This is a genomic window from Pseudomonas sp. W17 (assembly GCF_040268305.1).
Taxonomy (GTDB): domain Bacteria; phylum Pseudomonadota; class Gammaproteobacteria; order Pseudomonadales; family Pseudomonadaceae; genus Aquipseudomonas; species Aquipseudomonas protegens.
In genome coordinates this window covers 3,043,215-3,068,498 of sequence record NZ_CP158490.1, presented here as the reverse complement: position 1 = coordinate 3,068,498, position 25,284 = coordinate 3,043,215, and the positions used below count along the sequence as shown (strand labels likewise).

Annotated in this window: 26 protein-coding genes; 19 read left to right on the top strand and 7 right to left on the bottom strand. The window is 57.6% G+C overall.

Annotated features, from left to right (window positions below):
• Positions 1 to 16: 16 nt before the first annotated feature.
• From ABCR88_RS14360 to ABCR88_RS14345, 4 genes are all read right to left on the bottom strand, one after another.
• Complete coding sequence (locus ABCR88_RS14360) at positions 17 to 790, bottom strand: ABC transporter substrate-binding protein (protein WP_069787705.1); 774 nt, start codon at positions 788 to 790, stop codon at positions 17 to 19.
• Positions 791 to 890: 100 nt separating this feature from the next.
• On the bottom strand, positions 891 to 2,417 hold the full coding sequence (gene hutH, locus ABCR88_RS14355; RefSeq protein WP_236188226.1) for a histidine ammonia-lyase: 1,527 nt from the start codon (positions 2,415 to 2,417) through the stop codon (positions 891 to 893).
• Positions 2,418 to 2,462: 45 nt separating this feature from the next.
• A complete protein-coding gene (locus tag ABCR88_RS14350) occupies positions 2,463 to 3,977 on the bottom strand; it encodes an amidohydrolase family protein (protein ID WP_236188229.1) in 1,515 nt (504 codons plus the stop codon).
• Positions 3,978 to 3,988: 11 nt separating this feature from the next.
• A complete protein-coding gene (locus tag ABCR88_RS14345; protein ID WP_236188232.1) occupies positions 3,989 to 5,680 on the bottom strand; it encodes a urocanate hydratase in 1,692 nt (563 codons plus the stop codon).
• Between the two features lie 197 nt (positions 5,681 to 5,877).
• Here ABCR88_RS14345 and ABCR88_RS14340 point away from each other — a divergent pair, with 197 nt between their 5' ends.
• From ABCR88_RS14340 to ABCR88_RS14325, 4 genes are all read left to right on the top strand, one after another.
• Positions 5,878 to 7,248, top strand: a complete 1,371-nt coding sequence (locus tag ABCR88_RS14340) for an amidohydrolase family protein (protein WP_236188235.1) — start codon at positions 5,878 to 5,880, stop codon at positions 7,246 to 7,248.
• Position 7,249: 1 nt separating this feature from the next.
• Positions 7,250 to 8,509 carry a Zn-dependent hydrolase gene (locus ABCR88_RS14335; protein ID WP_236188237.1) on the top strand — a complete coding sequence of 420 codons (1,260 nt, stop codon included), beginning with the start codon at positions 7,250 to 7,252 and terminating at the stop codon, positions 8,507 to 8,509.
• 90 nt (positions 8,510 to 8,599) lie between these two features.
• On the top strand, positions 8,600 to 9,574 hold the full coding sequence (locus ABCR88_RS14330; protein ID WP_236188238.1) for a LysR family transcriptional regulator: 975 nt from the start codon (positions 8,600 to 8,602) through the stop codon (positions 9,572 to 9,574).
• A gap of 59 nt (positions 9,575 to 9,633) precedes the next feature.
• Positions 9,634 to 10,158: an AraC family transcriptional regulator gene (locus ABCR88_RS14325; protein ID WP_236178624.1), complete on the top strand. Its 525-nt coding sequence runs from the start codon at positions 9,634 to 9,636 to the stop codon at positions 10,156 to 10,158.
• Between the two features lie 554 nt (positions 10,159 to 10,712).
• Here the strand turns inward: ABCR88_RS14325 and ABCR88_RS14320 are convergent.
• Positions 10,713 to 11,333 carry a hypothetical protein gene (locus tag ABCR88_RS14320; RefSeq protein WP_236188239.1) on the bottom strand — a complete coding sequence of 207 codons (621 nt, stop codon included), beginning with the start codon at positions 11,331 to 11,333 and terminating at the stop codon, positions 10,713 to 10,715.
• 164 nt (positions 11,334 to 11,497) lie between these two features.
• On the opposite strand from ABCR88_RS14320, the gene ABCR88_RS14315 reads away from it, so the two are divergent.
• Positions 11,498 to 11,650 carry a helix-turn-helix domain-containing protein gene (locus ABCR88_RS14315; protein WP_236178622.1) on the top strand — a complete coding sequence of 51 codons (153 nt, stop codon included), beginning with the start codon at positions 11,498 to 11,500 and terminating at the stop codon, positions 11,648 to 11,650.
• Between the two features lie 25 nt (positions 11,651 to 11,675).
• Here ABCR88_RS14315 and ABCR88_RS14310 read toward each other — a convergent pair whose 3' ends face one another.
• Positions 11,676 to 12,299 (bottom strand): TetR/AcrR family transcriptional regulator, encoded by a 624-nt coding sequence (locus ABCR88_RS14310; protein WP_236178621.1) that lies wholly within the window; start codon positions 12,297 to 12,299, stop codon positions 11,676 to 11,678.
• Positions 12,300 to 12,381: 82 nt separating this feature from the next.
• Between ABCR88_RS14310 and ABCR88_RS14305 the strand changes: the two genes are divergently transcribed.
• The 13 genes from ABCR88_RS14305 to ABCR88_RS14245 all read left to right on the top strand — a co-directional run bounded on the left by ABCR88_RS14305 (position 12,382) and on the right by ABCR88_RS14245 (position 23,911).
• Complete coding sequence (locus ABCR88_RS14305; RefSeq protein WP_350404753.1) at positions 12,382 to 13,263, top strand: alpha/beta fold hydrolase; 882 nt, start codon at positions 12,382 to 12,384, stop codon at positions 13,261 to 13,263.
• Between the two features lie 60 nt (positions 13,264 to 13,323).
• The gene (locus tag ABCR88_RS14300) at positions 13,324 to 14,097 is read left to right on the top strand and encodes an SDR family oxidoreductase (protein WP_236178619.1); all 774 of its coding nucleotides are present in this window, start codon (positions 13,324 to 13,326) and stop codon (positions 14,095 to 14,097) included.
• Between the two features lie 185 nt (positions 14,098 to 14,282).
• Positions 14,283 to 15,032, top strand: a complete 750-nt coding sequence (locus ABCR88_RS14295) for a hypothetical protein (protein ID WP_350404751.1) — start codon at positions 14,283 to 14,285, stop codon at positions 15,030 to 15,032.
• A gap of 115 nt (positions 15,033 to 15,147) precedes the next feature.
• Positions 15,148 to 15,372, top strand: coding sequence for an AlpA family phage regulatory protein (locus ABCR88_RS14290; RefSeq protein ID WP_108538423.1), 225 nt, complete (start codon positions 15,148 to 15,150; stop codon positions 15,370 to 15,372).
• Between the two features lie 5 nt (positions 15,373 to 15,377).
• Positions 15,378 to 16,223, top strand: coding sequence for a ParA family protein (locus ABCR88_RS14285; RefSeq protein WP_236188241.1), 846 nt, complete (start codon positions 15,378 to 15,380; stop codon positions 16,221 to 16,223).
• 80 nt (positions 16,224 to 16,303) lie between these two features.
• Complete coding sequence (locus ABCR88_RS14280; RefSeq protein WP_236184527.1) at positions 16,304 to 16,513, top strand: hypothetical protein; 210 nt, start codon at positions 16,304 to 16,306, stop codon at positions 16,511 to 16,513.
• A 14-nt stretch (positions 16,514 to 16,527) separates the two neighbouring features.
• Positions 16,528 to 18,111, top strand: a complete 1,584-nt coding sequence (locus ABCR88_RS14275) for a ParB family protein (protein ID WP_236188242.1) — start codon at positions 16,528 to 16,530, stop codon at positions 18,109 to 18,111.
• Positions 18,108 to 18,656 carry a DUF2857 domain-containing protein gene (locus ABCR88_RS14270; RefSeq protein ID WP_108538419.1) on the top strand — a complete coding sequence of 183 codons (549 nt, stop codon included), beginning with the start codon at positions 18,108 to 18,110 and terminating at the stop codon, positions 18,654 to 18,656. The genes ABCR88_RS14275 and ABCR88_RS14270 overlap by 4 nt, the downstream gene beginning before the upstream one ends.
• Positions 18,653 to 19,840 carry an STY4528 family pathogenicity island replication protein gene (locus ABCR88_RS14265; RefSeq protein WP_236188249.1) on the top strand — a complete coding sequence of 396 codons (1,188 nt, stop codon included), beginning with the start codon at positions 18,653 to 18,655 and terminating at the stop codon, positions 19,838 to 19,840. Before ABCR88_RS14270 ends, ABCR88_RS14265 begins: the two co-directional genes overlap by 4 nt.
• A gap of 144 nt (positions 19,841 to 19,984) precedes the next feature.
• On the top strand, positions 19,985 to 20,749 hold the full coding sequence (locus ABCR88_RS14260; RefSeq protein WP_236188254.1) for a PFL_4669 family integrating conjugative element protein: 765 nt from the start codon (positions 19,985 to 19,987) through the stop codon (positions 20,747 to 20,749).
• Positions 20,737 to 21,255 carry a DUF3158 family protein gene (locus tag ABCR88_RS14255; RefSeq protein ID WP_236188258.1) on the top strand — a complete coding sequence of 173 codons (519 nt, stop codon included), beginning with the start codon at positions 20,737 to 20,739 and terminating at the stop codon, positions 21,253 to 21,255. The genes ABCR88_RS14260 and ABCR88_RS14255 overlap by 13 nt, the downstream gene beginning before the upstream one ends.
• Positions 21,252 to 21,722, top strand: a complete 471-nt coding sequence (locus ABCR88_RS14250) for a single-stranded DNA-binding protein (protein ID WP_236188259.1) — start codon at positions 21,252 to 21,254, stop codon at positions 21,720 to 21,722. Before ABCR88_RS14255 ends, ABCR88_RS14250 begins: the two co-directional genes overlap by 4 nt.
• 221 nt (positions 21,723 to 21,943) lie before the next feature.
• On the top strand, positions 21,944 to 23,911 hold the full coding sequence (locus tag ABCR88_RS14245) for a DNA topoisomerase III (protein WP_236188261.1): 1,968 nt from the start codon (positions 21,944 to 21,946) through the stop codon (positions 23,909 to 23,911).
• A gap of 38 nt (positions 23,912 to 23,949) precedes the next feature.
• On the opposite strand, the gene ABCR88_RS14240 is transcribed toward ABCR88_RS14245, so the two are convergent.
• Positions 23,950 to 24,207, bottom strand: coding sequence for a hypothetical protein (locus tag ABCR88_RS14240; RefSeq protein WP_236184551.1), 258 nt, complete (start codon positions 24,205 to 24,207; stop codon positions 23,950 to 23,952).
• A gap of 208 nt (positions 24,208 to 24,415) precedes the next feature.
• Between ABCR88_RS14240 and ABCR88_RS14235 the strand changes: the two genes are divergently transcribed.
• Complete coding sequence (locus tag ABCR88_RS14235; RefSeq protein WP_027912505.1) at positions 24,416 to 24,757, top strand: helix-turn-helix transcriptional regulator; 342 nt, start codon at positions 24,416 to 24,418, stop codon at positions 24,755 to 24,757.
• Positions 24,758 to 25,284 lie beyond the last annotated feature (527 nt).

The following is a 25,284-nucleotide window of genomic DNA, read 5'->3' as shown; positions in this document are numbered from 1 at the left end:
GGGACAAAACTCGCCGTCAGCCGCCGTAGATGTCGAAGTCGAAGTACTTGGCGGCGATCTTCTGATACGTGCCGTCAGCCAGCATTGCGGCGATGGCATCGTCGATGCGCTGCTTGAGTGCCTGATCTTCTTTGCGAACGCCTATCGCAGTGCCGCTGCCCAATACTTTGTCGTCGACAATGATCGGGCCGGCAAACGCGTAGCCTTTACCCTGGTCGGTGCGCAAAAAGGCATAGGTTGCCTGCACTTCATCCTGCAAGGAGGCGTCGATACGCCCATTCAGCAGGTCGGCGTACACCTGGTCTTGACTCGCATAGGCCTGCAATTTGATGCCTGGCACTTTCCAGTAGGTACGGGCATAAGACTCTTGAATCGTGCCTTGCTGATACCCCACGGTCTTGCCCTTGAGCCCCGCCGCTGTCGGCGTGATACCAGAGCCATCGCGCGCCACCAATCGTGTAGACGGGTTAGAGAGTTTGCTGCTGAAGTCGATCTGCTTCAGGCGTTGCTCGGTAATGGACAAGCTCGACAGTACCCCGTCGAACTTGCGTGCGAGCAAACCCGGGATCAGTCCGTCAAAGCTGCTTTGAACATACTCACACTTGACCGCCATGCGCTTGCAGATTTCGTCGCCCAGGTCGATATCAAAGCCGATCATTTTGCCCTGCGGGTCGCGGTACTCCAGTGGTGGATACGTCGGGTCGACGCCCATGCGCAGTACATCCGCAGCCTTTGCCCAAGTGGAACTCAGAAGCAATACTACGCAAGCTACAACGAGATTCTTGTTCATGATTATTCTCTATGTGGTAGTTGGCAGATTTCAGGGATTAGCGATGTCATTGTTATTGTCCAACGCCGGTGGTAGCACCAGCCGGCGCTGGGTGGAGCACTTAGAACAGGCTGAGCAGGTCCGGGCAGGCGTTGACCAGCTCACGACTGCGGATCAACTCGGCCACGCTGGCCATGTCCGGCGCGATCGGTCGGTCCACATTCATCGCCGGCACGCTGGCACGAATGCACTCGACCGCTGGCGCCAGGCGTGCGCTGTACAACTTACCGCCGCGCAGGTCCAGACCCTGGGCCGCACACAGCGCCTCGATAGAGAGAATCCCGCGTAACGTGCACGTCATTTCCAGCAAACGGCGTGCGCCATGGGTGGCCATCGAGACATGGTCCTCCTGGTTACCCGCCGTAGGGATGGTGTCGATGGAGGCCGGGGTGGCGCGCTGTTTGTTTTCCGATGCCATGGCCGCAGCCGAGATGTGCGCCGTCATGTAGCCCGAGTGCAAGCCGGCATCGACCGTCAACATTGGCGGCAGCCCGGAGAAGCCTGGGTCCAGCAGCAGGTTGCAACGACGTTCGGACAGGTTGCCGATCTCGGTAATGGCGATCGCCAACATGTCAGCCGCAAAGGCGACCGGCTCAGCATGGAAATTACCGCCGGAGATGACTTCACCGGTTTCCACGAAAATCAGCGGGTTGTCAGAGGCAGCGTTGCTCTCGATCTCCAACGTGACACTGGCGTTGCGAATCAGGTCCAGGCACGCCCCCAGCACTTGGGGTTGGCAGCGAATGCTGTAGGGGTCCTGAACCTTGCCGGACGCTTGGGAAATGGCACGCATCGGGCTGTCATCCAACAGCCGCTTGAACGCAGCGCCTACGGCGATCTGTCCCGGATGACCACGCAGTGCCTGGATACGCGGGTCGAACGGACTGGCAATACCCGCCAGCGCCTCGGTGGTCATGCTACCGATTGCAATGGCCGCCATGAAGGCGTTTTCCAGGGCAAACAGGCCGGCCAGCGCGAGGGCCGTCGATACCTGAGTGCCATTCATCAAGGCCAGGCCTTCCTTCGGGGCCAGCACGATCGGCGTGAGGCCAGCGCGTGCCAGGGCTTCAGAACCGTCGAGCAACTCGCCCTCGTACCACGCCTGGCCCATGCCGATCATCACGGCGGTCATGTGCGCCAACGGCGCCAGATCGCCACTGGCGCCCACCGAACCCTGGGCGGGGATAAACGGGATGACACCGCGCTCGCGCATTTCTTCCAACAGTGCCACGGTGCCGTATTGCGCCCCCGAGGCACCGCGTCCGAGGCTGGCAACTTTCAAGGCCATGACCAGACGTACCACATCGGCATCCAGCGCTGGGCCGTAGCCCGTCATATGCGACATCACCAGGTTTTTTTGCAGCTGGCAAAGGTCGGCATCGCTGATCCGCACATTGGCCAGTTTGCCGAACCCAGTGTTCAGGCCATACACCGCGCGCCCGCTATCGACCAACGTGTCGACCATCTTCGCCGCCGCCTCGATACCGGTCCGGGCGCTGTCACATAGCCGCGCCGGCGCACCGTTGTAAATGGCACGCCAGGTGGCGATACGGGTTTCGCCTGGGACAATTTTCTGTACTGTGCTCATGGTTTTTCTCGCTGTTCGTAAATGAGTGGAAACAGACCAGATGGGTCAGGCGCCGCGTCTGGATCGGTCGAATTGGTTGATCGAATGGCGCATACCCGCCATTTGCGGATCGGTCAGGCAATCGTTATAGGCGCCCTCCAGATACGGACGCAGCGTTTCGCTGGCGCTTTGGCCGCCCTGAATCCGCCCTTGCAGAGTGGGCATGCAGTCCATCAGTTCAAGCATCAACGCCTCTTCATCGATACGCGTGATCCTGCCGTGATCCACCAGCTTGCGACCGCCGACGTACACATCGCGCACAGCGTTGCCCTGTTCGCAAAAGACCAGTTGCGTCAAGGCATCATTGAGCGGCGTAAAGGCGCTGGTCTTGAGGTCGAGCAAGCAGAAATCGGCTTGCTTTCCAACCTCGATCGACCCCGTCTGCGTACCGCGCCCGATGGCGTTGGCGCCGCCGAGCGTGGCCATGTTGAACGCCTGCAGTGCATCAACCGGACAGGCCTCGTCCTGATCGAGCAGTGCGTTGGAAAGCGCTGCCAGGCGCATGGCGTCAAACATCGAGTTCAGGTCATTGCCGTTATTGTTGTCGGTGCCCAGACCGACATTCACCTGACGGCGTAACATTTCGGCGATCGGCGCCACACCGCTGCCCAACTTCAGGTTACAGGCGGGATTGTGCACCACGCTGGCGCCGCGCTCGGCGATCAAATCGAGTTCAGCCGCTGACAACCAAACGCCATGCGCGAGCACGCTACGAGATGTCAACAGCCCCAGGTCGTCCATGTACACGGCCATTGGCTTGCCATAGAACTTCGCCGCCGTGAGCGCCTGAATGCGGGTTTCCAGGAGATGGATCAGCACCGGGCGGTCGTATTGCTCGGCCAGTGCCCAGGTTTTCTGCAGAAAATCGGCGCTGCAGCGTTGCGGGCCGGATGGTGAGAATACAAAGCGCACCCGGCCGCTCCAGCTGCGCGCCAGTTCCTGCCAATGCTCCAGCATCCGATCCGCAGCCTTGGCTGAGACACTGCCTTTAAGTGGGTCGGGCAACCGCTCCGCCAGGTAGGGAATGCCCTCCTGAAACGGTTTGTCGGACCACGCCACACTGACGTCGGCGCGAATGCCGAGGTCTGAATAGGCTTGAAATGCCGCATGCACCACCTCCGGTTCCAGCAGGCCACCGAAGTGAATGTCATCGACCACCGTGGTGATGCCATTGCGCAGCATCTCGATGCCGTTGAGCAAGGTGCGCAGGTACACCTCGCGCGCGGTCCAGCCACGTCGATAGGAAGGTGGGTTGTACAGGCCCATCCAGATCTCCAGGGGGATCCCGGAGAAACGCCCTTTATCGAAACGATCATGAGAATGATGGTGAGCGTTGATCAGTCCTGGTATCAGCAATTTGCCCCGACCATCGGTACGCTCGTCAAGATTGACCGTCGACAGATCGATTCGCGGCGCCAGGCCGACAAAGCGATCCCCGTCGATCAACACATCCATCACCTGGGCGGTCGAACCGCCCATGCCGACTACGCGAACCTGCTCGATCAAATGAAGAAGGGCCATGACGATGTCCTTTACGCGCGGTGCTGAGTGCCGTGAGGGGACCACCAGAGCGGTATTTGAATCGCGTTGTCGGTCAACGGACCCTCGCCTCTGGACACAGTCTTGGCCATTGGGTAACCGGCTTGCGCATGGCGTACCACACCAATCCCTGCGTCAGTGGTCAGGCAGGCATCCAGGCGCAAGTCGGCCTCCTCCGAACCGTCGGCGATCATCGTGACACCAGTGTGCGCCGAGATACCCATGGTGCCGTTGGACTGAATCGCCACCAAGTCCGCCATCGCCGACACATTCAGCAGCGCATTCAGGTAAGGCCAGTCGGAAATCGCGTCCGAGCCGTCCAGCATGTTTTCGGTTTCAAAGGCGGGGTTGGCGATTGAGCCGGTATCCAGGTTGTCGCGCGAAAAAGCCACCGGCCCCGCCAGCTCACCCGAGCGTACCAACGCGTTAACCGCAAGGCCAAATGCCCGGCGCTGGCCAAAACCGAGGAAACAGATGCGCGCAGGCAACCCCTCTATCGGCAAACGATAGCGCGCGGTGCTGATCCAGCGCGTGACCAGGCTGTCATCCTTGAACATCTCCAGGGCCAGGTCATCCAGACGCTGCTGGTCGGCGATTTCGCCGGACACGCAGGTCCAGCGGAACGGCCCACGCCCCAGGAAGAACAACGGCCGCACGTACTCGGCGATACAGCCTGGATAGGCGAAGGCTTCTTCCTTGGACATCCCCGCATCCACCGCCTCCTTGCGCACGAAGGTGCCGTATTCGAACACGATCGAGCCGTTTGTTTGCAAGCGTGTCATCGCGCGCACGATACGGATCATCGACTGGCGCGACGTCGCCATGTAGGCCTCGCGGTCGGTCTCCAGCAATGCTGCGGCTTGCTCCAGCGTTAGCCCGGAAGGAATCAGCGCGAACGGGTCATGGCACGGGCACATTTCGGTGACAATGTCGGGCTTCCAGCCACAGTCAAGCGCCTGCTCCAGCGCGTCGACCATATTGCCCAGCACCACGATGGAGAGTGCCCGCCCTTCCCGCTTTGCGCTCTCGGCCATGTCGATGGCGTCCTGCAAGGACGCCGCCTGAACGTCGGCATAACCGCTGGCCAGACGCTCCACAACGCTTTGCTGGCGGACTTCCACGGTCACACTCACGCCGCCGTGCATGGTCATGGCCAAGGGCTGCGAACGCCCCATGCCGCCCAGGCCAGCGGTGAAGAAAATACGCCCCTTCAATTCCCCGTCAAAATGCCGATCGGCTACCAGCGCCAGTGTTTCAAAGGTGCCTTCAATCACACCCTGGCTCCCAATGTACTGCCACGGCCCGGCGGTGTAAGAGGCAAACGCCGTCAGGTTTTGTGCGCTCAGGTCGTAAAACTTCGGCCAGTCGGCCTTGATGACGTTGCTGTTGGCCATGACCACTCGCGGCGCCAGTCGATGGGTCTTGAATACGGCCACCGGCATGCCCGACTGAATGGCCAGGGTTTCATCGTTCTCCAGGTTTTTCAGCGACTCGACGATCGCGTCATAGCTTTCCCAGTTGCGTGCAGCCTTGCCGATACCGCCGTAGACGGTCAGACGCGAGGCGTCCTCAGCGTTTTCAAGGTTGTTTTCGAGCATGCGCAGAATGGTTTCCTGTTTCCATCCTTTACACCGCAAGGTGCTGCCACGCGCAGCCATGATTTGTTTGGCTTTTTGCTGAGTCATGTAAGGCCACTCTCGCTGAGGTAAATGCGAAAGCCTGTTGGAGAGGCTTCCGTTGGTATGGCTCGAATTATTCAAACCTACCGTGAGGAGAGCCATGCAAAAAACCGCAAGTGAAGTTGTCATTCTCCGCATGGATGGCTCGATACACCCCGTAGATACTCGCTTCATGCTTATTCACCCGATGACGAGGCTGACAAATGAGTGATTTCGATCTGGTGGTGCGGGGACGTATCGTCGACAGTGAACAGACCCGCGAAAACGGCTGGCTTGCCATAAGTGAAGGACGTATTGCCGCGCGCGGTACCGGTGAGCCGCCTGCCGCCAAAACCACGCGTGATGAACGCGGACACTGGATCTTACCCGGCGTCATCGACGGCCAGGTCCATTCTGGAAGCCAGGCCAACCAGGAAGGGCTGGGTTGGGCCAGCCGTGCCGCTGCCGCGGGAGGCATCACCGTGATGGTAGACATGCCTTACGACGACCCGGAACCGGTTGCCTGTGCCGAGCAACTGCTGCGTAAAGCCCAGGAAGTCGAAGACACCTGCCACGTTGATGTCGGCCTGTTTGCCACTGTCAATGAAACCCACGGCCTGGCGGCGATTCCGGGGCTGATCGAAGCCGGTGCCTGTGCGTTCAAGTTCTCGACCTTTGAAGCGGCACCGGGCCGCTTTCCACGCATCGAGGAGGACCTGCTGGCGGAACTGTTCACCCTGATCAAGCCGTCGGGCCTGGTTTGCGGCGTCCACAACCAGATGCAGGAAATGACGCGTAAGAATATCAACCGCTTGATCGAAGCCGGCGATACCGGATGGGATGCGTTCCTGCGCGCCCATCCACCGCTGGTGGAGGACCTGGCGACCGCGTTGATTTATGAAATCGGTGCACAGACCGGCGCACGCGCCCATCCGGTTCACGTCTCAACCAGCCGTGGGTTTGAGTTGTGCGAAATGTATCGCCAGGCCGGACACCAAGCGAGCATCGAGACGTGCATTCAGTACCTGATGCTCAACCATGAAGAACACACGCAACGCTTCGGCGCCAAAACCAAGCATTATCCACCGATCAGGCCCAAAGCCGAATCCGACAAACTCTGGGCGCACATCGCCCAGGAGCGCTGCACTTTTGTGTCTTCCGATCACGTCAGTTGGGGGCTGGAGCGTAAAGGCAATCCCAACGTGTTTCGCAACGCGTCGGGTGGACCGGGACTGGAGACATTACTGCCAGCATTCTGGACCGGCGCCATGGCGCGCGGCCTGTCGCCATCGCTGGTGGTTCGACAGCTGAGTCGCAATCCGGCCAGGCATTTTCTGCTCGATAACCGTAAAGGCGACTTCGTACTCGGCCTGGACGCTGACTTCGTCGTGCTGGCCGACGAGCAGTATCGTTACGACCCCTCTACCAGCCTGAGCGCGGTGAAGTGGAGTTCATTTGAAGGCATGCCCTTTACAGGCCGGGTCAAGACGACTTACTGCCGTGGCCAGTGCGTGTTCGACCAGGGGCAGATTCTCAACAACGCCGGCTATGGCCAATTCCTGCGCCCGCGCGCACTGACGAAAGGTACGTATTGACATGACCGAACCTCAATTGGAACTGAACATCGAACGTCTTTGGAACCGGGTCAATACACTGTCGAGCTTTACGCTGCCGGACGTGCCGTGGACCCGACGCGCTTTCTCCCCTGAGTTTGAGCAGGCCAGGCAGTGGCTGAAGGCTGAATTCGAGTCGGCGGGCCTGAGCGTGACGTTGGACGCCGGTGGCAATCTGATCGGCCAGCTTGACGGCAGTGAGGCTGATTTAAAGACTCTGATCAGCGGCTCGCACTGTGACACGGTGGTCGGGGGCGGTCGGTTTGACGGCATTATCGGAGTATTGGCGGCGCTGGAAGTCGCCCACGCGTTGAAAGACGCCGGCCAACGCTTGCGCCACCCGTTCCAGGTGATCGATTTTCTCTCCGAGGAGCCGAGTGACTATGGCATTTCCTGCGTCGGCAGTCGCGCATTTGCTGGGCTTCTGACTGCCGAGATGCTCGCATCAAAAAACCGCGCAGGTGAAAGCCTGGCACAGGCGATGACCCGCATCGGAGGCGCTCCAGAACGCCTCGGCCAGGCACTGCGGGAACCCGGTAGCACCGCAGCGTTCGTTGAGCTGCACATTGAGCAGGGCCCGGTTCTGGAAAGTCGGGGGTTGCCCATTGGGTCGGTCACCAACATCGTGGGTATTCGCCGAGTCGGAATCACCGTGCATGGCTTGCCGGATCACGCGGGCACGACGCCCATGGATCTGCGGCGTGACGCCCTGGTCGGCGCGGCGGAGCTGATTCGCGAAGCGCGCAACATGGCCGCCGACATGAGCGGCAACCCACACTATGTGGTGGCGACCGTTGGCCGGTTGGATGTGAGCCCTAATGTGCCCAATGCCGTGCCCGGCAAGGTCGAAATGGTGCTGGAGGTGCGCAGCGACTCCAAACAAGTACTGCTCGACTTTCCCGAACACCTGCTTGAACGCTGCACCCCCGTGCTGGCCGACCTGAGGTTGACTGTCGACTCGGTACCGTTGACCTATGCCGACCCTACGGATTGCTCGACGATTGTCATCGAGGCCGTCAGCGAGGTGGCTAAACAGTTAGGCTTGCCACACATGACCATGCCCAGCGGCGCCGGGCATGATGCAGTCTACGTTGGGGCCACCGGCCCCATGGGCATGGTGTTCGTGCCCTGTCTTAACGGGCGCAGCCACTGCCCCGAAGAATGGCTGGAGCCGCAGCAGTTGCTGGACGGCACTCGCGTTTTGGCGCAAACCCTGATTTATTTGGATGGCCATCTTCGCTGATCGAATGACTTGGTGTAAAACACATCAAAATCTGAGCGCGCGACCCGGACCGGCCCGCGCGCTCTACTCCCCGCACCTGGAGCCTCCACTTTGAACACTGCATCGGTCCCACCGTTACACGACATCGACTTGAAACACTGGCGGCTGTTCAAGGCCGTTGTCGAGTGCGGGGGGCTGTCGGCAGCTGAAGAAGCGACGGGAATGGGCATCTCGGCGATCAGCCGGCAATTGTCTGACCTGGAGAGTCGCTTCGGCAGTCAACTGTGCCATCGAGGTCGCAGCGGTTTCCAACTGACCGAGGAAGGACAAGTCGCCTACACCGCGGTGCTGCGTTTACTCGATTCGATCGATGAATTTCGCGACACCCTGGCCAGTTCGAAAGCCGAGGTTAAAGGCGACCTGAGCCTGTGGCTGATCGATCATTGTGCCTTCACGCCCAGCAACCCTATCGCCACTGCACTACAGCATTTTCGTCGCGATTATCCGCTGGTCAACCTCAGTATTGGGGTCGCGCCACCGGATGCGGTGGAACGTGCGGTTGCCGAAAAGAAAGCCGGCGTCGGCGTGACCATTTGCAAGTCCGACCTGCCGTCTCTGAGCTATCAGGTGATCGGCTCCGAAGCCTCAGCCTTGTACTGTGGTCGCCATCATGAGGCGTTTGGCAAAGATGAAGAACAAGCCCGTAGGATCATTGAGCAGAAGGCGCATTACGTTCGGCGCGGCTATTTGGTGCAGGACGCCGCGCCGACGAATTTCCTGCAAAAAAACAGCGCGCTCGCCCACCATGTAGAAGGCACGGTGCAACTGCTGCTCAGTGGGGGGTTTGTCGGTATCGTACCTGACCATATCGCTCAACCCTGGGTGGAGCGTGACGCCTTGTTTCGTATACCGTTGCCGGAGTTCATCGTGGAACGGCCGGTATTTGTCGTCGCGCGGGAACCACAAGGGTCGAGTCGAATAGCCAGCCTGATGCTTGACGCTATTATCAGGTCCTTTCAGGAGGCTGCGGCCCGAAGTCCTCTTGGGCCGATCGAGGAATATCCGCGACCGGATAAGGCGTTTTAACAGCACCTCGGGCAGCGTCGCTACTGATTCTCCTCCATGGGCAAGCGCTGGCGGCGTTAATGCAGCATGCCCCGGTTGCAGAGCCGGAACAGTATCGGCGCCTGATCGGTTTGACCCCAAGCTTCAATGCGCCACGCAACTGCTTCATGTTTGAGACAGCACTGCTGGAAACTCCGCTACACGCCGCCGATCCGGCAGTGCATCGCCTGATCCAGCAACACCTCGACAGCGTCAAGCAAATGTCCATCCAGCAGTTACCCGAACTTGTGCAACAACTGATCCGCAGTTTTATGCCTGATGGCCGTGCGACCATAGAGCAAATTGCCGACTATCTGAATATCAGCACCCGCACGCTACAGCGCCAGTTGCAGGAAAAGGACACCAGGTTCCAGCACTTGTTGTCGGACACGCGCCAGACCTTGGCCAGTCGCTACCTGTTGGACTCTTCCATCAGCATCTCGCAACCGGCTGATCTGCTCGGTTACAGCGACCAAACTGTCTTTTCCCGCGCCTTTCAACGCTGGCATGGGCAAAGCCCGCGAGAACGGCGCGAGCAGCATCAGATATACGGATTTCTCTTATAGCTTGCGCCAAAGAGAAGTAGCGAAATGCCGGTCGAAGGTTATTTGCGCTCTTTGTATTTCTTAACCGATGGTAGTACGCCGTAATGGCGGGATTTTCCGCTTGCACAAATCGCACACAAACAAAAACGCCGACCATCTCTGATCGGCGTTTTTGTTGAATTTTGAGCAGGAAACGAGACTCGCATCTGGCGTCCGACCCATTGAAATCTAAGGGGTTTCTTTTCTTGCCGGAGCAGGAAAAGACTTAAACTCTTGACTTATTTTTGAAGGGTATCAAGGACCAGAAGAAGGATGACTTCGGAGCTATGAGATTTGATTCGTTCCACGGCCCGCTTGAAGGCAGCAATCTTACAACACCTGAGCAGGTATTGGCTGAGGAAAAACCTTCCAGCAACTGTCAAAAGAAAGACGATTCGCTCGTAGCGCTGTTGGACACCACGCCCAACGTCTGGCGGTCCGTTTTACGACGTACTAACGCAACTTGGCGAAAGTAGCGCGCACCTCATCGACAAAGGCGATCGGCTGCTCCATCGCTACAAAATGGCCGCCTTTTGTTAACTCATTAAAATGGACAAGTTTTGTTTAGCGCCGCTCCGTCCAGCGCTTCGATTTGCGCACCGCCTCCTGGGGAGCGATCGTGAAGCCGGTCGGTAGGGTAATCGGTTTGGCCAAGCTAGCAGGCGGCGACCAACGCGCCTGGACCATTTCCCCATACAGCCGCGCCGACGACGCGCCGGTGTTCGGCAACAATACAGCATGATGTCGTCCAACATTTGGTCGAACGTAAACGACCCTTCGGCGTTGCCTGGTGTTCCACTGGTATCCTGGAACATCTGGTAGATCCAGGTTGCCTGCGCAACGGGCGAATCAGCCAGCGCATAACCAATGGTTTGTGGTCGTGTTTGCTGTTGCTTGGCATACGCCGACAGCTTGTCCCAGAAATTCATGCTGCTGGCGAGCATCGTTTTTTCATCCGGTGTTGCCGCAGCTATCTCTTCAGGTGTCGGCTGAAACATCGCGAAATGGGAAGCGTCACGCGGTTGCAGGAGGTCATAATCAGGGCCGTTCAGGCAACTGATCGCCTTATGAAAGATGATGGGCTCGACAGGACTCGACATGCCGGCCTCTTCGGCATGGTCGCGATAATTAAGGCCGATTGCGATGAATTTGCGCACCTGGGCGTCGTGGACGCCATAACGAACCCCTCCTCGACCAGCGATAACTGTGCGGCATCAAGCTTCGACAATTCAGCCATCGCCGACGGCGCAAGCACCGTCGCATTGATGTCGATGACATATGCAGAGAGATCGCGCACGCGACCTGCAGCATCTATGCACGCATGACCTTCGCCCTGCAGCTGCTGCAATCTTCCGCCCAGACGGTCATACAAATAGCGCTGTGTGTGGGATATCAGACGCCCTCGCAATTTGCTGTGCGTTTCCGTGACCGGTTCGGCTTTGCACCCACGGCGGTTCGGGGTCATCGGCGCTAATCAAGCAGATAAATACTCCGGCCCCTTATGACTTTGGGCACAGCCCCTTTATCACAATGGCCATCCACTGCGCCCACAGACGTTCCATCATTTGCGCCTCGACCGGCGCTGAATCCGCGCGCCACGCCAAGCTCAGGATGCCATTGGCCGCTGCCCACAACGAGGTGGTTGCAATGTGGGCGTCTACGCCTGGGTCAATCGAACCATCCGCAATACCATCGGTAATAGCTGCCTCCATTTTGCCGTTCTGGTGCCTGACCAGTTCGCTCACCCGCAAGAGCGCTTCAGGATCATTCGGAGGGTCAGCCAGCAAGCGAAACGCCGTCGGACGCTCCATAGCGAAACGGAAGTAACCGTTGGCGGCCACCTGCAGACGCTCCAGAGGCGTACCTGGGGTTCGATATGCCGCGTCCATGTACGCCCTGTTTTCTTCAAAGGCTTTTTCTGCGACAGCCATCAATAAAGCCGAACGCCCGCCAACTCGGTTGTAGATGGTTTGGACGGCAACATCGGCGCGCTCGGCGACGATCTCCAGCGTCAACGCCGTCGCGCCGCTCTCAAGAATCAAGCTTTCGGCATGCTCTATGATCGCCGTCCGCGTGGCCTGGGCCTTGCGTTGGGTACGCGTGGGGGATGTGATTTTAGTCATGGCGACAGTCTACATGAAGGATAAATATTGTAAGTACGTCCAATATTGGAATAGCATCAAAAAAACAACAAGGAACACCGCCATGTCTCAACGTCTGGATGTTTCATTTGCGTCCGCGAATGCGCGTTGCGCGGCGTGGCTGTATTTGCCCGACGCCGTGTCGGCGCCGCCGGTGATCGTTATGGCGCACGGCCTGGGCGGCGTTCGGGAGATGCGCCTGGATGCCTTCGCGCAACGATTCTGCGAAGCGGGCTATGCCTGCCTGGTCTTCGACTACCGCAACTTCGGCGCAAGCGAAGGCGAGCATCGGCAATTGCTCGACATCCCGAGCCAGCAGCAGGACTGGCGATCAGCGGTCGCCTATGCTCGTAGCCACCCGGCGTTGAATCCGCAAAAAGTCATCCTGTGGGGGTCGTCTTTCAGCGGTGGGCATGTGTTGCATACCGCAGCGGCTGACAACGCCATTGCAGCCGTCATCGCGCAATGCCCGTTCACCGACGGCCTTGCTTCGCTGAGGCAGGTGGACATCCTGACCTCCTTAAAACTGACCGCCTTAGGCATTGCGGACATGGCAAGCGCGGCTTTTGGGCTGGCACCGGTGCGCGTGAAAATTGCTGGCCCCAAGGGCTCCGCTGCACTGATGACGGCACCCGATGCCGAGCCCGGATACCTCAAACTGGTTCCAACTGATTACCCCTTCAAGAATTACGTGTCCGCGCGCTTTGCCTTGAAGATTGGTTTCTACCGACCGGGCAAGAAAGCCTCGACCCTTCGCTGCCCCATCTTGTTCTGCGTGTGCGATGCCGACAGCGTCGCGCCCGCCACGCCGACGCTCCGTTATGCAACAAAAGCCAGGGATGCCGAGATTCATCGATATCAAGCTGGGCATTTCGGCATTTATGTGGGAGACGCCTTCGAGCAAGTGGTTGAGCAGCAAATCTCATTTCTGAAGCGGCGCGTCTGACGTCGCTTTCACTCGCCTGCCCCTGAACCTTCATCGCCGCATTCAAAGAAAGGTATGACCATGAACCCTAAACCCAGCGTATTCGTGACAGGTGCCGCCAAGGGCATCGGCGCACAAACCGCTTTGATGTTCGCCAAGCATGGCTACCGAGTAGGCGCGACGGATGCCAATGAACATGACCTGCAAGCATTGAAGGCACTACTTGGCCCCGGGCATTTCTATCGCCGGCTGGACGTCACTCAGGCCGACGATTTTGCCGCCGTACTCCACGATTTTGCGACTGAAAATAAGGGTGTCATTGATGTGTTGGTCAATAACGCTGGGATCGCCTTTATCGATGACTTCGAAAAAGTGCCACTCGCAAAACACCTCGCCGTCACCGAAGTCAACGTCAAAGGCGTGCAAATAGGCGCCTATCACGCGCTGCCCTACCTGAAGAAAAGCTCGCGTCCCTGCTTGATCAATATGTGCTCGCTCAGCTCGGAATACGGCGTGCCCAGCGAAGCCTCCTATTCAGCGAGCAAGTTTTGGGTAAAAGGCTTCACCGAAGCGATCAATATTGAATGGGAACGGCATGGAATTTATGTCTGCGACATCATGCCCAATTTCGTCGCAACACCGATGATGCAAGAAGCCCATGGAAAAATCGTCGACTCAATTGGCATTCGGCTCACCGCCGAGGATGTCAGCCAGACGCTATGGCGAGCGGTGCAGAATCGGCGACGTGTGCATTGGGAAGTCGACACCTGGCGCCCTCGCCTGCTGCGCGCGATGAATAAGCTGCTGCCTACCACCGTGCGCCGAGCTGCGATGAAACACCTGAGCGGGTATTGATTCCGGCCGATTGTCGTACATGCGCCGATGCCTGGCTTATTCGCGACGACACAAAACTCGTTTAACTGGAAATGGAATGACCTCACCGAGTTGGTCAACTGTGGAAATAGCTAGCACGGATAGCTAGTTTTTATTTATAAATAATCGGTGAGAGACCTTCCATGGGGAATGGAGGTTCGCCGTAAATGAGTGTTTATGTTTTCAATCCGAATACGAAAACCTTCTATCGCCCTATAGATGCAGCATTGCGCTGGTGCAATCTCACTCGCTACGAAGCCAAAATTTTCCAGGCAGATTGGTCTCGTCCCGATAACCTTGTAATCCTATTCCCCCAATGGCCCAATCTTCAAATCGCTTTCGAAAGGATATTAGACGCCATACGCAATGGTGAACTGCCGTATGGATGCCTCGGCATTTCTGTTCCTTTGGGAAGCTATGTAGAGCCCTATCAGTTGACCATCCGCCATTCAGACTTACGCCGCTGGATGGAGACTCATTACCCCGACCACAAACCTAGCTTTTTATTCGAGGCCGGTGAGAACGCACCTGCAAAGGTCAGTCTCGGAACTTTTCTATCATTGAAAGCAGATCGAGATGAGTTATCGAGAGCGTTCAAAGCGCAACAGCAGCGCATTCAAGAAATCTTGGGAGAACTCCAGTCGATTGGACTTGAGAGAGATGATCTCAAAGCCTTGGCCAAAACGAATGGTCAACTCAGTGAGCGCGGCGAACTGACCTATCACAACATCATTGGGGCATTGGTCAGCCTTCTCTTGGACCATTCGCCCGCCGGAAAACCTCTTTCGGTTTTCACGAATCAAGCAGCCATCGTTGATGCCATTGTCGCCCGTCATCAGGATGTGCCCGGCCTGAGCAAGCGTACGCTGGACGAAAAATTTGCCGTGGCCAATCGTAGCCTCAAAAAAAATACCTGATCGAACCAATTGCGTTGCAATAGGGTTGATTGCAATGCAATGACTCATCCGCCGTGGTGCGATTCAATCCATGTCACTTCCCAACACGCGCCAATAGGCGCCAGGAGTGACTAGCATGTCCAGCCAATCTGAACCCGTCGTTGAAACATCTCCACTTCCGCGCCACATCATGCGACGTAATGAAGTTGAGCTAAAAACTGGCTTCAAACGTGCCCACATTTACAACCTGATGAAGGAAGGCAAGTTTCCGAAGGCCAAGCGCATAGGGCTGCGCGCAGTTGGCTGGGACTCACTGGAAATCGAGCGTTGGATTGCAGAACGCCTTTCGCGACAGGAGTGAGGGTGATGCACGTAGTCTCGGTGGTTTCCACCAAGGGTGGGGTAGGCAAAACCACAGTAGCGGTCAATCTCGGTGGTCTGTTGGCTGATGCTGGCCTGCGTGTTCTGCTCTTGGATCTGGATAGCCAACCCACCCTGTCCAGTTATTATTCATTGAGCCAGAAAGCGCAGGCAGGTGCGTACGAGCTCATTGCACTCAATCTAACAATACCTGAGCGAATAATTTCTAGGACTGCAGTCGTCGGTCTCGACCTGATTTTCTCCAACGACGATCAAGGTCGACTGAGCACGTTGTTGCTGCATGCACCTGATGGGCGACTACGCCTGCACAACTTGCTCAACGATTTGCATCTCAATTATGACTTGCTTTTGATTGATACTCAGGGAGCACGCAGTGTACTGCTGGAAATGGCCATCCTGGCCTCCAATCTCGCCCTCTCTCCCATCACGCCGGAAATGCTCGCTGCCCGCGAAATGCGTCGGGGCACCTTGAAGCTACTGAGTGAGCTCGAACCGTTTCGCCATCTAGGTATCGACCCGCCGCCCTTACGGCTCTTACTGAACCAAGTGAACCTCAATCGACTGGACACCCAGATGATCATCCGGAGCCTGCGCGAGACTTTCGCAGAGGCTACCAATATCTCGGTTCTAGACACCGTAATCCCTGACCGAGTGGCGTATCTCAATGCCGCCTCCCTCGGCTTACCGGTCCACCGAGTAGATGCACGCCCGTCGAGTAAACGCCGACGCTCGCAGTCAGCGCTAGAAATCATGCAAGCGCTGGCCATCGAATTATTCCCGGAATGGCGCGAAGCGATCTCATCGGTAACGAGGTGTGCGGAGCTTCGATAAAACAAATCGCCCAATCAGCTTTTTCACCAATTTCTTGTTTGATCGACCTTGAAGCCATCAGGCTTGGTAAGGAGTTTCTAATGTCGGATCAGTTTCCTATCGTTGTTCAGCCTTTCATTCGACCAAACGACGCGGCTTGCGAGGAATACTGCACTGTGGTTTTTCGTTTGCAAGGGGGGCGCTCGGCCATGGTGTGGTTCCTCGCAGAACTCTCCCAACATTTCGAAGGTTCAGGAACTGCCGAAATCGTGAAGTTCGAGGTCGGTGACCATTTGCGTAACCGGCGTTAATCGAGGCGGTTCAGATGAAGAAGCTCAGTCAGGAGGAAATCACCGACAAGCTGCACCGGGGCCCCTTCACGCGAGGTCCAGGACTGGAGCGCCTGTCCGATCCAGTTATCGACACTCCCATGCTGGTCACTCTGGAACAGTTACGCCCCTACGAACACAACCCACGCTTCATCCGTAATCCGCTTTATGACGATATCAAGGCATCAATCCGTGAACGCGGGCTGGATCAACCTCCACCGATTACCCGCCGCCCGGGTGAAACCTCTTTCATCATCCGCAACGGTGGTAATACGCGCTTGGCGATTCTCGGCGAGCTGTGGCAGGAAACCCGCGACGAGCGTTTCTTCCGCATCAATTGCCTGTTCCGACCCTGGACCAATGAAATCAGCGCCTTACTCGGCCATCTTGCTGAAAGCGATCTGCATGGCCAGCTCACTTTTATCGAGCGTGCTCTGGCAGTGACCAAACTCAAGACCATGCTTGAATCAGATGGCGCAACACTCTCGCAACGTGAGCTGGCACGACGTCTTGCCGCTGGAGGCTATCCAATTTCGCAGTCGCACATCAGCCGGATGCTGGACACCCTTGAACATTTACTGCCCGCCATTCCACAAACCCTGTATGCCGGGTTGGGAAAACCAAAAATTGAACGCCTAATTGGTCTGCGTAGCCAGGCTGAACGAACCTGGAATCGTTATCCAACCGACGCCATCGCTTTTCCCGAGTTTTGGCTCGACACCCTAGGGCAATTCGATGCCGACCCAGAGTCCTTCGACCTTGAGCAAATCCAAGATGAACTGCTCGAACGCATGAGTCGCTTACTCGGACAGTCCTACCGCATGTTGGCCCTGGAGCTGGGCGATACCCAACGGGTTATGCAGACGCCGGGCGTAGTCATCACGCCCCCGCAGAACAACCTTCTGCCGAGCGTTGATGAGCCCGCGGCCGAGCCTCCTCCACCCGGGCCGCATCCCAAATCAGCTCAAACCTGGACGCAGACCGAAACAGAGCGAGAGGAACAGCTCACGCTGCCCGTAACGAATGTCGTATCAGCAGTCAGCTCTCCGTCACGTGTCCAGCAGATCCGCGAACAGATTGAACGCGACACTGCCCCCAAACCAGAACCAACCGTCGCAATCTGCCCGATCGACGACATCTGGATCATCGCACCAACACTGGATACCCCCGAACAACTGCGTTTAGCCATTGCCGGCTTGGCTCGGGAAATGGCGGCCTATGCCGGACATCCCGAGAGCATCATCGACCAAAAGCACGGCCTGGGTTTCGCCCTCAGCATCGAGCAGCTTGATCTTGCAGCCCCTCGTGCGGCCGGCGTTCACCTGTTGCTCTTGGCCCTGCTGCGTGCCCAAGACGAAGTAAACTGGGAGGATCGCAAGCAATTGCCCTCAGCTCTGTTCGGGCAGCTGTTGTTGGGGGTCTATCAACTTCCGCTGACAGATCGTCCCGCCGTGGACGTAGGGCTGGAGCGACTGCCGGACGGTCTGCTAATAAAACTGTATCGCCTCATTCGCTTATCCCGGCGCCTGATCGACTTAACGCTTACCCATGAAGACGATTCACCAAGGGAGCTGCCATGAACCTGTCCTTCAATGTGCTCAACCAGGCCATGCTAACCCAGGTCCTTCACGAGTTGCGCCTGGGTAATCTGCAACGCTGCAAAGCACTCGGACTGGGTGAAGAGGACATCTACCTGTTGCAATCATTACCGCCGACCACCCTGTCACGCCTGGCCCATGCCACCGTCCCCTGGGTTGAGGTCAAGATTGATTCGCCGGTGTTGCATCGGTTGATCGACCAGGCCGAACGCGACGAACATAACGAGCGTTTAATCAACCGAGCGCTAAAGCTCGGTGCTAGCAGTACCATCATGTATCAGTGCTTCGGCTTGGCGCATTCGGAAACCGCCCTGCGCCGACGTCTGCTCAAAATAGAAACCCGTAAGGGCCGCCCCCAGAACTTGAGCGAAGCGCAGGAACATGCGCTCTGGCAGCGTTGGTGCCAGCTACGCGATCAAGACGGTGCTGAGAATCAGCTCGACGCCATGATGATGTTGGCGGAGGAGCAACAGATCAGCTTGACCATCGTTTGGCAGCAGATCGACCATTACAGCAACGGAACATGAACACTGCCCCTTCCAGTCGCTGGCAGCGTGTCCTGCAGCAATGCACCCAACAACTAAGTGAACGTTGGCCCGCACGCCCCAGCACTGAACATCCTTCCAACCAGGCCCTGCAAGCAGGCTTCCTGTTCAGTGGCCAATCACACGAAGTCGTGCCGCGTCGCTTGCTGCTGGATTGTCGGCTGACGCCATTGGAGCGTAATGCATGGCAAGTATTTAGACTCATGCTGCAAGGCCAGGGTGTGGTCACACCGCGCTATGAAGATCTGCAACCTTACCTGTCGAGCGTACCCTACGGTGCGTCAGCCTCCCGTGAAACCATCGCTCGCGTCTTGACGATGCTCAGGCTGACCCGCTGGCTCAGTTTGGTGAGTCGTGGCCGCGATCATCTCAGCGGGCGCTTACAAGGTTCTCTGTACGTCCTGCACGATGAACCGTTAACGCCCGCCGAAGCCATGGAGCTGGATCAGGATTATCTGGAGCTGGTCGGACATGCCCTCTCTCACGCGACCAAGGCGGTGCGAATTGTCGCTCGGCATGTTTTGGAAGAAATTCATCAGGACACCGATATCGATTTGGATCGACTCCCCTCCCGGCTCGACAGTTGGAGCGACCAGTGGACACAGCAAGGATTGGATCTCGCACCCGATGAAGCGTTACACGATTCCGAACTGGGTGGCGCCCACCGCGTTCGGAATCGTGCAGGGCCTAGTTCGGAATCCGAACCGGGTCTGAACGCCCATGTTTCCGGCAGCGTTCGGAATGCGAATGCCGCCTGTACTGTATTAAAAGAAAGTATTTGTACGATACCGCGCGCGACCCCGGCGGTGGATAACCTGCACTGGCCTGATCCGCTGCACCTAAGTCCGAGCGAGCGGCAGGCCGTCACCGTGACGCTGAACAAGCTGAAACCAGCAGATCGGCAGGCGGTGCTCAACGAAGCGGGCGCGCGATGTGCGGCAGGAAGCGTCCGCAAACCCGCGGCGTATCTGATGGGCCTGATCCAGCGGGCGCTGAAAGGCGATTTCCGCCCTTGGGCAGGTCAGGCTGAATCGTTACCCATGACAGAGCCGCCCCCCTCTCCCCCGCGCCAACTTAGGAAAAAGGGCGAACCCGCCTCTGCCCTCGCCCAAGCGTGCCTGGATGAACTACGCCAGCTGCGTAGCAAACCCCCTGGACGTCAGTAGATTTGATGCCACTGGCATCACTGACGAGCGTCTCGAAATTCAACCATCTCAAACCAAACCGAACACACCGCATTCAGCTTTTCAGCTGTCCTTGACCTTCATATATCGCAACGTCTCCGTGCAAGCCTATGCGAGGACTACAACGTGGCCGATCACTATCAGCTCAACCTGGGTTCATTGCGCAGTAGCATCACGCTGACGCTGCACACGCACCACGCCGCCCGGATCTGGCAGGGCCGGACCGCACGCAAAGGAGTCCACCCGATTATGGGTATGGCGGGCTACATCAGCGTCACAAACCTGATCAAACAAGCCGCAGCGCAGGACGATCCTTATGCCGACTGGGCGATCGTGCAGCTCGAAGAAAAATTGATGCAGGCCAAGGCTGGGATGCTGGAACTGACCCAGCAGTTGGACCGGATCAGACAGGAGCTGCCGACGCAGATCGACATGAGCGATAACCTCAATATCCACCCCGTCACCTTACCCTTGTACATCGGCAGCCAACTGGGATTTCTCGCCGTCTACCTGCTGACTGACTACGACACGCTGGTGCGGCATACACTGTTGGCACATCACACCGCCCTGATCGGTCGCCGAGACATGGAAGCCTGGATCGACGACGGCGCCCACCTGCTGCGCAGTTTGTTCGGTCAGGCGCAGCGCTATCGGCATGCTGGCATCACCCGTGATGACATGGCTGCGAACAACGCCCGTGCTCTGGCGGCTATGGAGAAGTTTGGACTCCCCCCTATGGACATCCTTGAAGGGCATCGCCGCTCTCAGTTCGCGCCACCCATCATTCGTCGGGGCGCTGTGGCAGTGGATGACGCCGACGCGTTGGCAGAGGACGCGTTAGAGCCGTCTGCGGCAGTGGATGATCGAGAGGACGAAGTATGCCCCCCCTGATCGCGACTCAACCAATGCCCCTCGAAACACTAACACCGGATGCCTATCGACAGCTCGAACACGCTGCTTCCCTAAAAGGCCTTTTGAAACCTTTTAAGGGTAAGGGGGAACTGGAATACCTGGCGCAGGTGGCGAGGGCAACTGAGGCGCAGTTACGTCTTCTGATGGAGGCTGTGGCGCAGCAGGCCGGGCAACCGCCTTACTCGTTGCTGGATATTCGATTGGTGCTGCAGAACACCAGTGCGCGGAGCACCTTTTTGCGATGGCGCACCCGCGATTTTGCCCGTATGGGCGTTGCGGTCTGGGAACGCCAGGTCTCCAGCAAGGCCTTGCCGCCAACCGTACGCGAGGGATTGCACCGTTTCGAATGCGAACGCATTGCACTGAACTTGCAGATGAGCGTGGTGCATTCGCTCTACCGTCAGGCTTCAACCTGCGCGATCAAAATGGCCAGCGCCGAACGGCTGCTGCGCCAGTCCACACCAGCAGCGGAGATATCACGATGAGTACTTTTTTCGTCGGCGAAGGCAACATCGGCAGTGCGCCAGAGTTCCAGGAATTCCCGTCAGGCAATGACGAGCCACGGCGTCTGCTGCGCCTGAATGTGTACTTCGACAACCCCGTGCCACGCGATGGCAGCTACGAAGATCGAGGCGGCTATTGGGCGCCGGTCGAGCTCTGGCACCGCGACGCCGAACACTGGAGCACGCTGTACCAGAAAGGCATGCGCGTGTTGGTAGAGGGCCGCACCGTACGCGACGAGTGGGAGGACAGTGAAGACAATGCGCGGGTCACCTTCAAGATCGAGGCGCGTCGTGTCGGCATTCTGCCTCATCGCGTGCAGAACGTGGTCATGCGGGAGCGCTCAGGTGAATCAGCTTCGTCTGCGGCTCCCGTCGGGCAGGCTACAGACCTGGCCAGCTCGCCTGCGTCGAAGTCCAAAAAGCGCAGAGGGCAGCCACCATCGGCATGACTGACTTGAGGCACAAAAATTGCGCCTTTGCGCGAAGTTCCTGGTCTGTCATTACTCGCTGCTCATGAAGCACTGTCGTCCACGTGACTACATGGTAGTAGCCACGCCCCATTCAAGACTGCCCTCACCGACTAATATGAGGAACCTGCCATTCAGGTTTCTCATATCTCGCCACTGATGTTTCCGACAACGCTGCTCCGACCTCAATACGGAGCAGTTCTATGCGCCTCTTCCTCTGCGAAAAACCTTCCCAGGGTCGGGACATCGCCAAGGTACTCGGGGCCACTCGGCGTGGTGATGGTTGCCTGATTGGCACAGAGACAACCGTAACGTGGTGTATCGGCCACCTGCTGGAGATAGCATCGCCTGAAGCCTATGGCGAGCAATTCAAGAGTTGGTCGTTGGATCATCTACCGATCATTCCCGCGCAGTGGATGGTCGAGGTCAAACCCAAGACTGCGGCACAGTTCAAAGTCATCAAGCGCCTGCTCAGTGAAGCCTCTGCTGTCGTCATCGCGACCGACGCCGATCGTGAAGGTGAAATGATTGCCCGCGAGCTACTAGAACTCTGCAAGTATCGAGGTCCCGTTCAACGTCTTTGGTTGTCCGCACTCAATGAGGCGTCGATTCGCAACGCACTTTCCTCACTAAAGTCTGGTCAGGAGACCTTCCTGCTTTACCACTCAGCCCTCGCCCGCAGCCGAGCCGACTGGCTGATCGGCATGAACCTGAGTCGTTTGTTTACCCTTCTTGGTCGGCGGGCGGGCTACGACGGTGTATTGTCGGTTGGACGCGTCCAGACACCCACTTTACGTTTGGTAGTCGATCGGGATCGTGCGATTGCCAGCTTCGTCTCGGTGCCCTACTGGGAAGTGGAGGTGCACCTGTCCTCAATGGGGCAACCATTCATCACGTCGTGGTTACCACCCAGCTCAGGGCAGGACGAGGCAGGTCGTTGCCTGCAACAAGCGCTGGTCACTCAGGCGGCCCAAGAGATTTCTAGCAGTATGACCGCCACAGTGCTCTCGCTGCAGACTGAGCGTTTCCGAGAACCTCCGCCCCTGCCCTTCGACCTAAGCACACTGCAAGAAGTCTGCTCGCGCAAACTGGGACTCGGCGCTCAGGAAACCCTGAACATCGCCCAAGCCCTGTATGAAACCTACAAAGCCACCACCTATCCGCGCAGTGATTGCCGCTATTTGCCGGATAGTCTGTTCAACGAGGTTCCCGCGGTATTCGATGCCCTGCTCAAAACGGATCCGGCGCTGCAGCCCACATTCGGAAGACTCGATCGATCACTGCACTCCCGCGTGTGGAACGATTCCAAGGTCACCGCGCACCACGCCATCATCCCCACCACCGAGCCGGCGAACCTGGCGCGGATGTCCGAACAAGAACGCCAAGTCTACGAACTGATTCGTAGTCACTACCTCGCGCAATTCCTACCGCATCACGAGTTTGATCGAACCGAGGTCGAACTGGAGTGCGGCGCCGAGCGTTTGACTGCTGTTGGCAAACAGATCATCGTCCATGGCTGGAAAGGTTTACTCTCCGACAACGCCGAAGACGATGAACCCAGTCGAAAATCCCAGAGGTTGCCCGCCCTACAACAGGGTATGCAATGCGAAGTGGACGACGTCGAACTCAAGTCCATGCGCACCGCTGCGCCCAAACCGCTCACCGAGGGCGATCTAGTCAAGGCGATGAAAAACGTCGCCAAGTTGGTCAACGATCCGCGCCTTAAACAGAAACTTCGGGACACCACCGGTATCGGCACCGAAGCCACACGAGCTGGCATCATCAAAGGGTTGATTGATCGCGGTTACTTGCTGAAGAAAAAACGTGCATTAACGGCCTCCGCAGCGGCCCATACCCTGATCGAAGCGGTACCCGCGGCAGTCGCCGATCCGGGTATGACAGCGATCTGGGAGCAAGCTCTGGATGAAATCGAAGCAGGACGTCTGAGCTTGGATGCATTCGTTGCCAAGCAGGCGCATTGGATTACGCAGCTGATCGCAAACTGCGGAGCGCTCACCTTGTCGGTACCGGTCGAAGCCGGGCCGGCTTGCCCCAATTGCAATGCCTCAACGCTCAGGCGAAAGGGAAAATCAGGGCCGTTCTGGTCATGCTCCCACTACCCCGACTGCAAAGGCACCGTGCCAATCAGCAAAGGGACGCCTCGTCCATGAGGCGCCATTGGTGTCCACATGAATCTTGGGGTGATGAGTCAGTGCATCATCAATGGCGGCTGATCCTTCTCCAAGTCGCTTAGCGGTCGTCCGATTTCACGGGCCAAGGCGATGCCTGTCGCTATCCATATCTGCCCCAGTTCGTTGAACGCTTTCAGGTGAGCAGGATCTTCGTTAAGCCAATGAACAAGGCTGTTGCGGTGTTCGGGGTTATCAGGGCAGTCATGGATTTTGATGAACAGCTCCAGTGTTCGATCCCAGATCAGGTCCATGACGTTCTCGCGCTGCTCATCCATGCTCAACCTTTCCTCCATTTGGTCCTATCGAACCGCTCAGTCTCACTGGTCACTACGGGCTCTGTTCCTGGAGGAACAGACGTCACGTCGCGACAAACAGCTATTTCAGTCAATATAGCAACCATATAAGTCGATACTCAACCTCTAAGGATGTTCATGTCAACGGGTCTTTGCTCAACCATTCGGGTTGAATTGGAGAACTGATCACTTGGCACATAAACATCCAACCCAAGCCCAAATCGGGCGCATGATCGCGAAACACCGCACTCAGCGTAATCTGACCCAGGAAGAGGTGGCTGAACGGCTGGGGATCGGCAGCGAAGCCATTTCGCGCCTTGAGCGGGGCGTGGTTGAGCTTTCCGTGGTCAAACTGATGCAACTGGCGGACATCTTCGACTGCCGGATGGATGAACTGCTAACGGAGTCGAGCAGTCGCCCCAACGACCAGGGCCAGATGATCGCGGGTCTGCTGAGCGGCCTTCAAGAAAGCGACCGTGCCTTTATCCTGACGACCGTCGAACAGTTGGCCGCTCATCTCAGTAGCAAATAACCTCTTTACCCACTGGCTTGACTTCGTCACACCCGCTCTGCTGTAGTACGTCAGGATCATCGCTTACGGCGACCCAAGACCGATTCGCTCCGGGTAGTTCGGTCGGACTCCCTGAGTTCGGAGCCTTCTCTTCTGCGGAATTCCATTCCCGCTTTGTGCTCGACCTGATAGTGGTGGCGGATGACCACTGTCGCCTCTGCCAGGCAACAGCGGTCATCCGCCACGGCGATCATATTCAGTCCCGGAGCCCACCGGGGAAACACTGGGCACCCTTTGTGCGCGGATGCGTGCCAGCATGTTCCGACCCAGGCCACGACAAGGGTTGGTTGGCGAATCAGGGCGCAGTTAAATCAAGTTTTGCGAGGAGCTTGTCGACTGCGTCAGACCGCCTAAGGTGGCTTTTCTCTTCCTCGCCTGGCGCCCCACCAGGCCCCCTCTTCATTTTTTCATTTCTTAATTCCACTGACTGCCACCGTATTCCGGCCATTAAAATATGGCCTGTATGAAGCGTTCTGATTGAATGCAGA

Bases quoted from the DNA above. Each gene is read 5' to 3' on its own strand.
- ABCR88_RS14240 (WP_236184551.1), bottom strand. From the start codon at position 24,207: ATGGATGAGCAGCGCGAGAACGTCATGGACCTGATCTGGGATCGAACA.
- ABCR88_RS14250 (WP_236188259.1), top strand. From the start codon at position 21,252: ATGAGTACTTTTTTCGTCGGCGAAGGCAACATCGGCAGTGCGCCAGAG.
- hutH (WP_236188226.1), bottom strand. From the start codon at position 2,417: ATGAGCACAGTACAGAAAATTGTCCCAGGCGAAACCCGTATCGCCACC.
- ABCR88_RS14290 (WP_108538423.1), top strand. From the start codon at position 15,148: ATGTCCAGCCAATCTGAACCCGTCGTTGAAACATCTCCACTTCCGCGC.
- ABCR88_RS14245 (WP_236188261.1), top strand. From the start codon at position 21,944: ATGCGCCTCTTCCTCTGCGAAAAACCTTCCCAGGGTCGGGACATCGCC.
- ABCR88_RS14345 (WP_236188232.1), bottom strand. From the start codon at position 5,680: ATGACTCAGCAAAAAGCCAAACAAATCATGGCTGCGCGTGGCAGCACC.
- ABCR88_RS14255 (WP_236188258.1), top strand. From the start codon at position 20,737: ATGCCCCCCCTGATCGCGACTCAACCAATGCCCCTCGAAACACTAACA.
- ABCR88_RS14310 (WP_236178621.1), bottom strand. From the start codon at position 12,299: ATGACTAAAATCACATCCCCCACGCGTACCCAACGCAAGGCCCAGGCC.
- ABCR88_RS14275 (WP_236188242.1), top strand. From the start codon at position 16,528: ATGAAGAAGCTCAGTCAGGAGGAAATCACCGACAAGCTGCACCGGGGC.
- ABCR88_RS14285 (WP_236188241.1), top strand. From the start codon at position 15,378: ATGCACGTAGTCTCGGTGGTTTCCACCAAGGGTGGGGTAGGCAAAACC.
- ABCR88_RS14280 (WP_236184527.1), top strand. From the start codon at position 16,304: ATGTCGGATCAGTTTCCTATCGTTGTTCAGCCTTTCATTCGACCAAAC.
- ABCR88_RS14315 (WP_236178622.1), top strand. From the start codon at position 11,498: ATGACCTTCGCCCTGCAGCTGCTGCAATCTTCCGCCCAGACGGTCATA.
- ABCR88_RS14340 (WP_236188235.1), top strand. From the start codon at position 5,878: ATGAGTGATTTCGATCTGGTGGTGCGGGGACGTATCGTCGACAGTGAA.
- ABCR88_RS14295 (WP_350404751.1), top strand. From the start codon at position 14,283: ATGAGTGTTTATGTTTTCAATCCGAATACGAAAACCTTCTATCGCCCT.
- ABCR88_RS14300 (WP_236178619.1), top strand. From the start codon at position 13,324: ATGAACCCTAAACCCAGCGTATTCGTGACAGGTGCCGCCAAGGGCATC.
- ABCR88_RS14360 (WP_069787705.1), bottom strand. From the start codon at position 790: ATGAACAAGAATCTCGTTGTAGCTTGCGTAGTATTGCTTCTGAGTTCC.
- ABCR88_RS14350 (WP_236188229.1), bottom strand. From the start codon at position 3,977: ATGGCCCTTCTTCATTTGATCGAGCAGGTTCGCGTAGTCGGCATGGGC.
- ABCR88_RS14335 (WP_236188237.1), top strand. From the start codon at position 7,250: ATGACCGAACCTCAATTGGAACTGAACATCGAACGTCTTTGGAACCGG.
- ABCR88_RS14265 (WP_236188249.1), top strand. From the start codon at position 18,653: ATGAACACTGCCCCTTCCAGTCGCTGGCAGCGTGTCCTGCAGCAATGC.
- ABCR88_RS14325 (WP_236178624.1), top strand. From the start codon at position 9,634: ATGCAGCATGCCCCGGTTGCAGAGCCGGAACAGTATCGGCGCCTGATC.
- ABCR88_RS14305 (WP_350404753.1), top strand. From the start codon at position 12,382: ATGTCTCAACGTCTGGATGTTTCATTTGCGTCCGCGAATGCGCGTTGC.
- ABCR88_RS14270 (WP_108538419.1), top strand. From the start codon at position 18,108: ATGAACCTGTCCTTCAATGTGCTCAACCAGGCCATGCTAACCCAGGTC.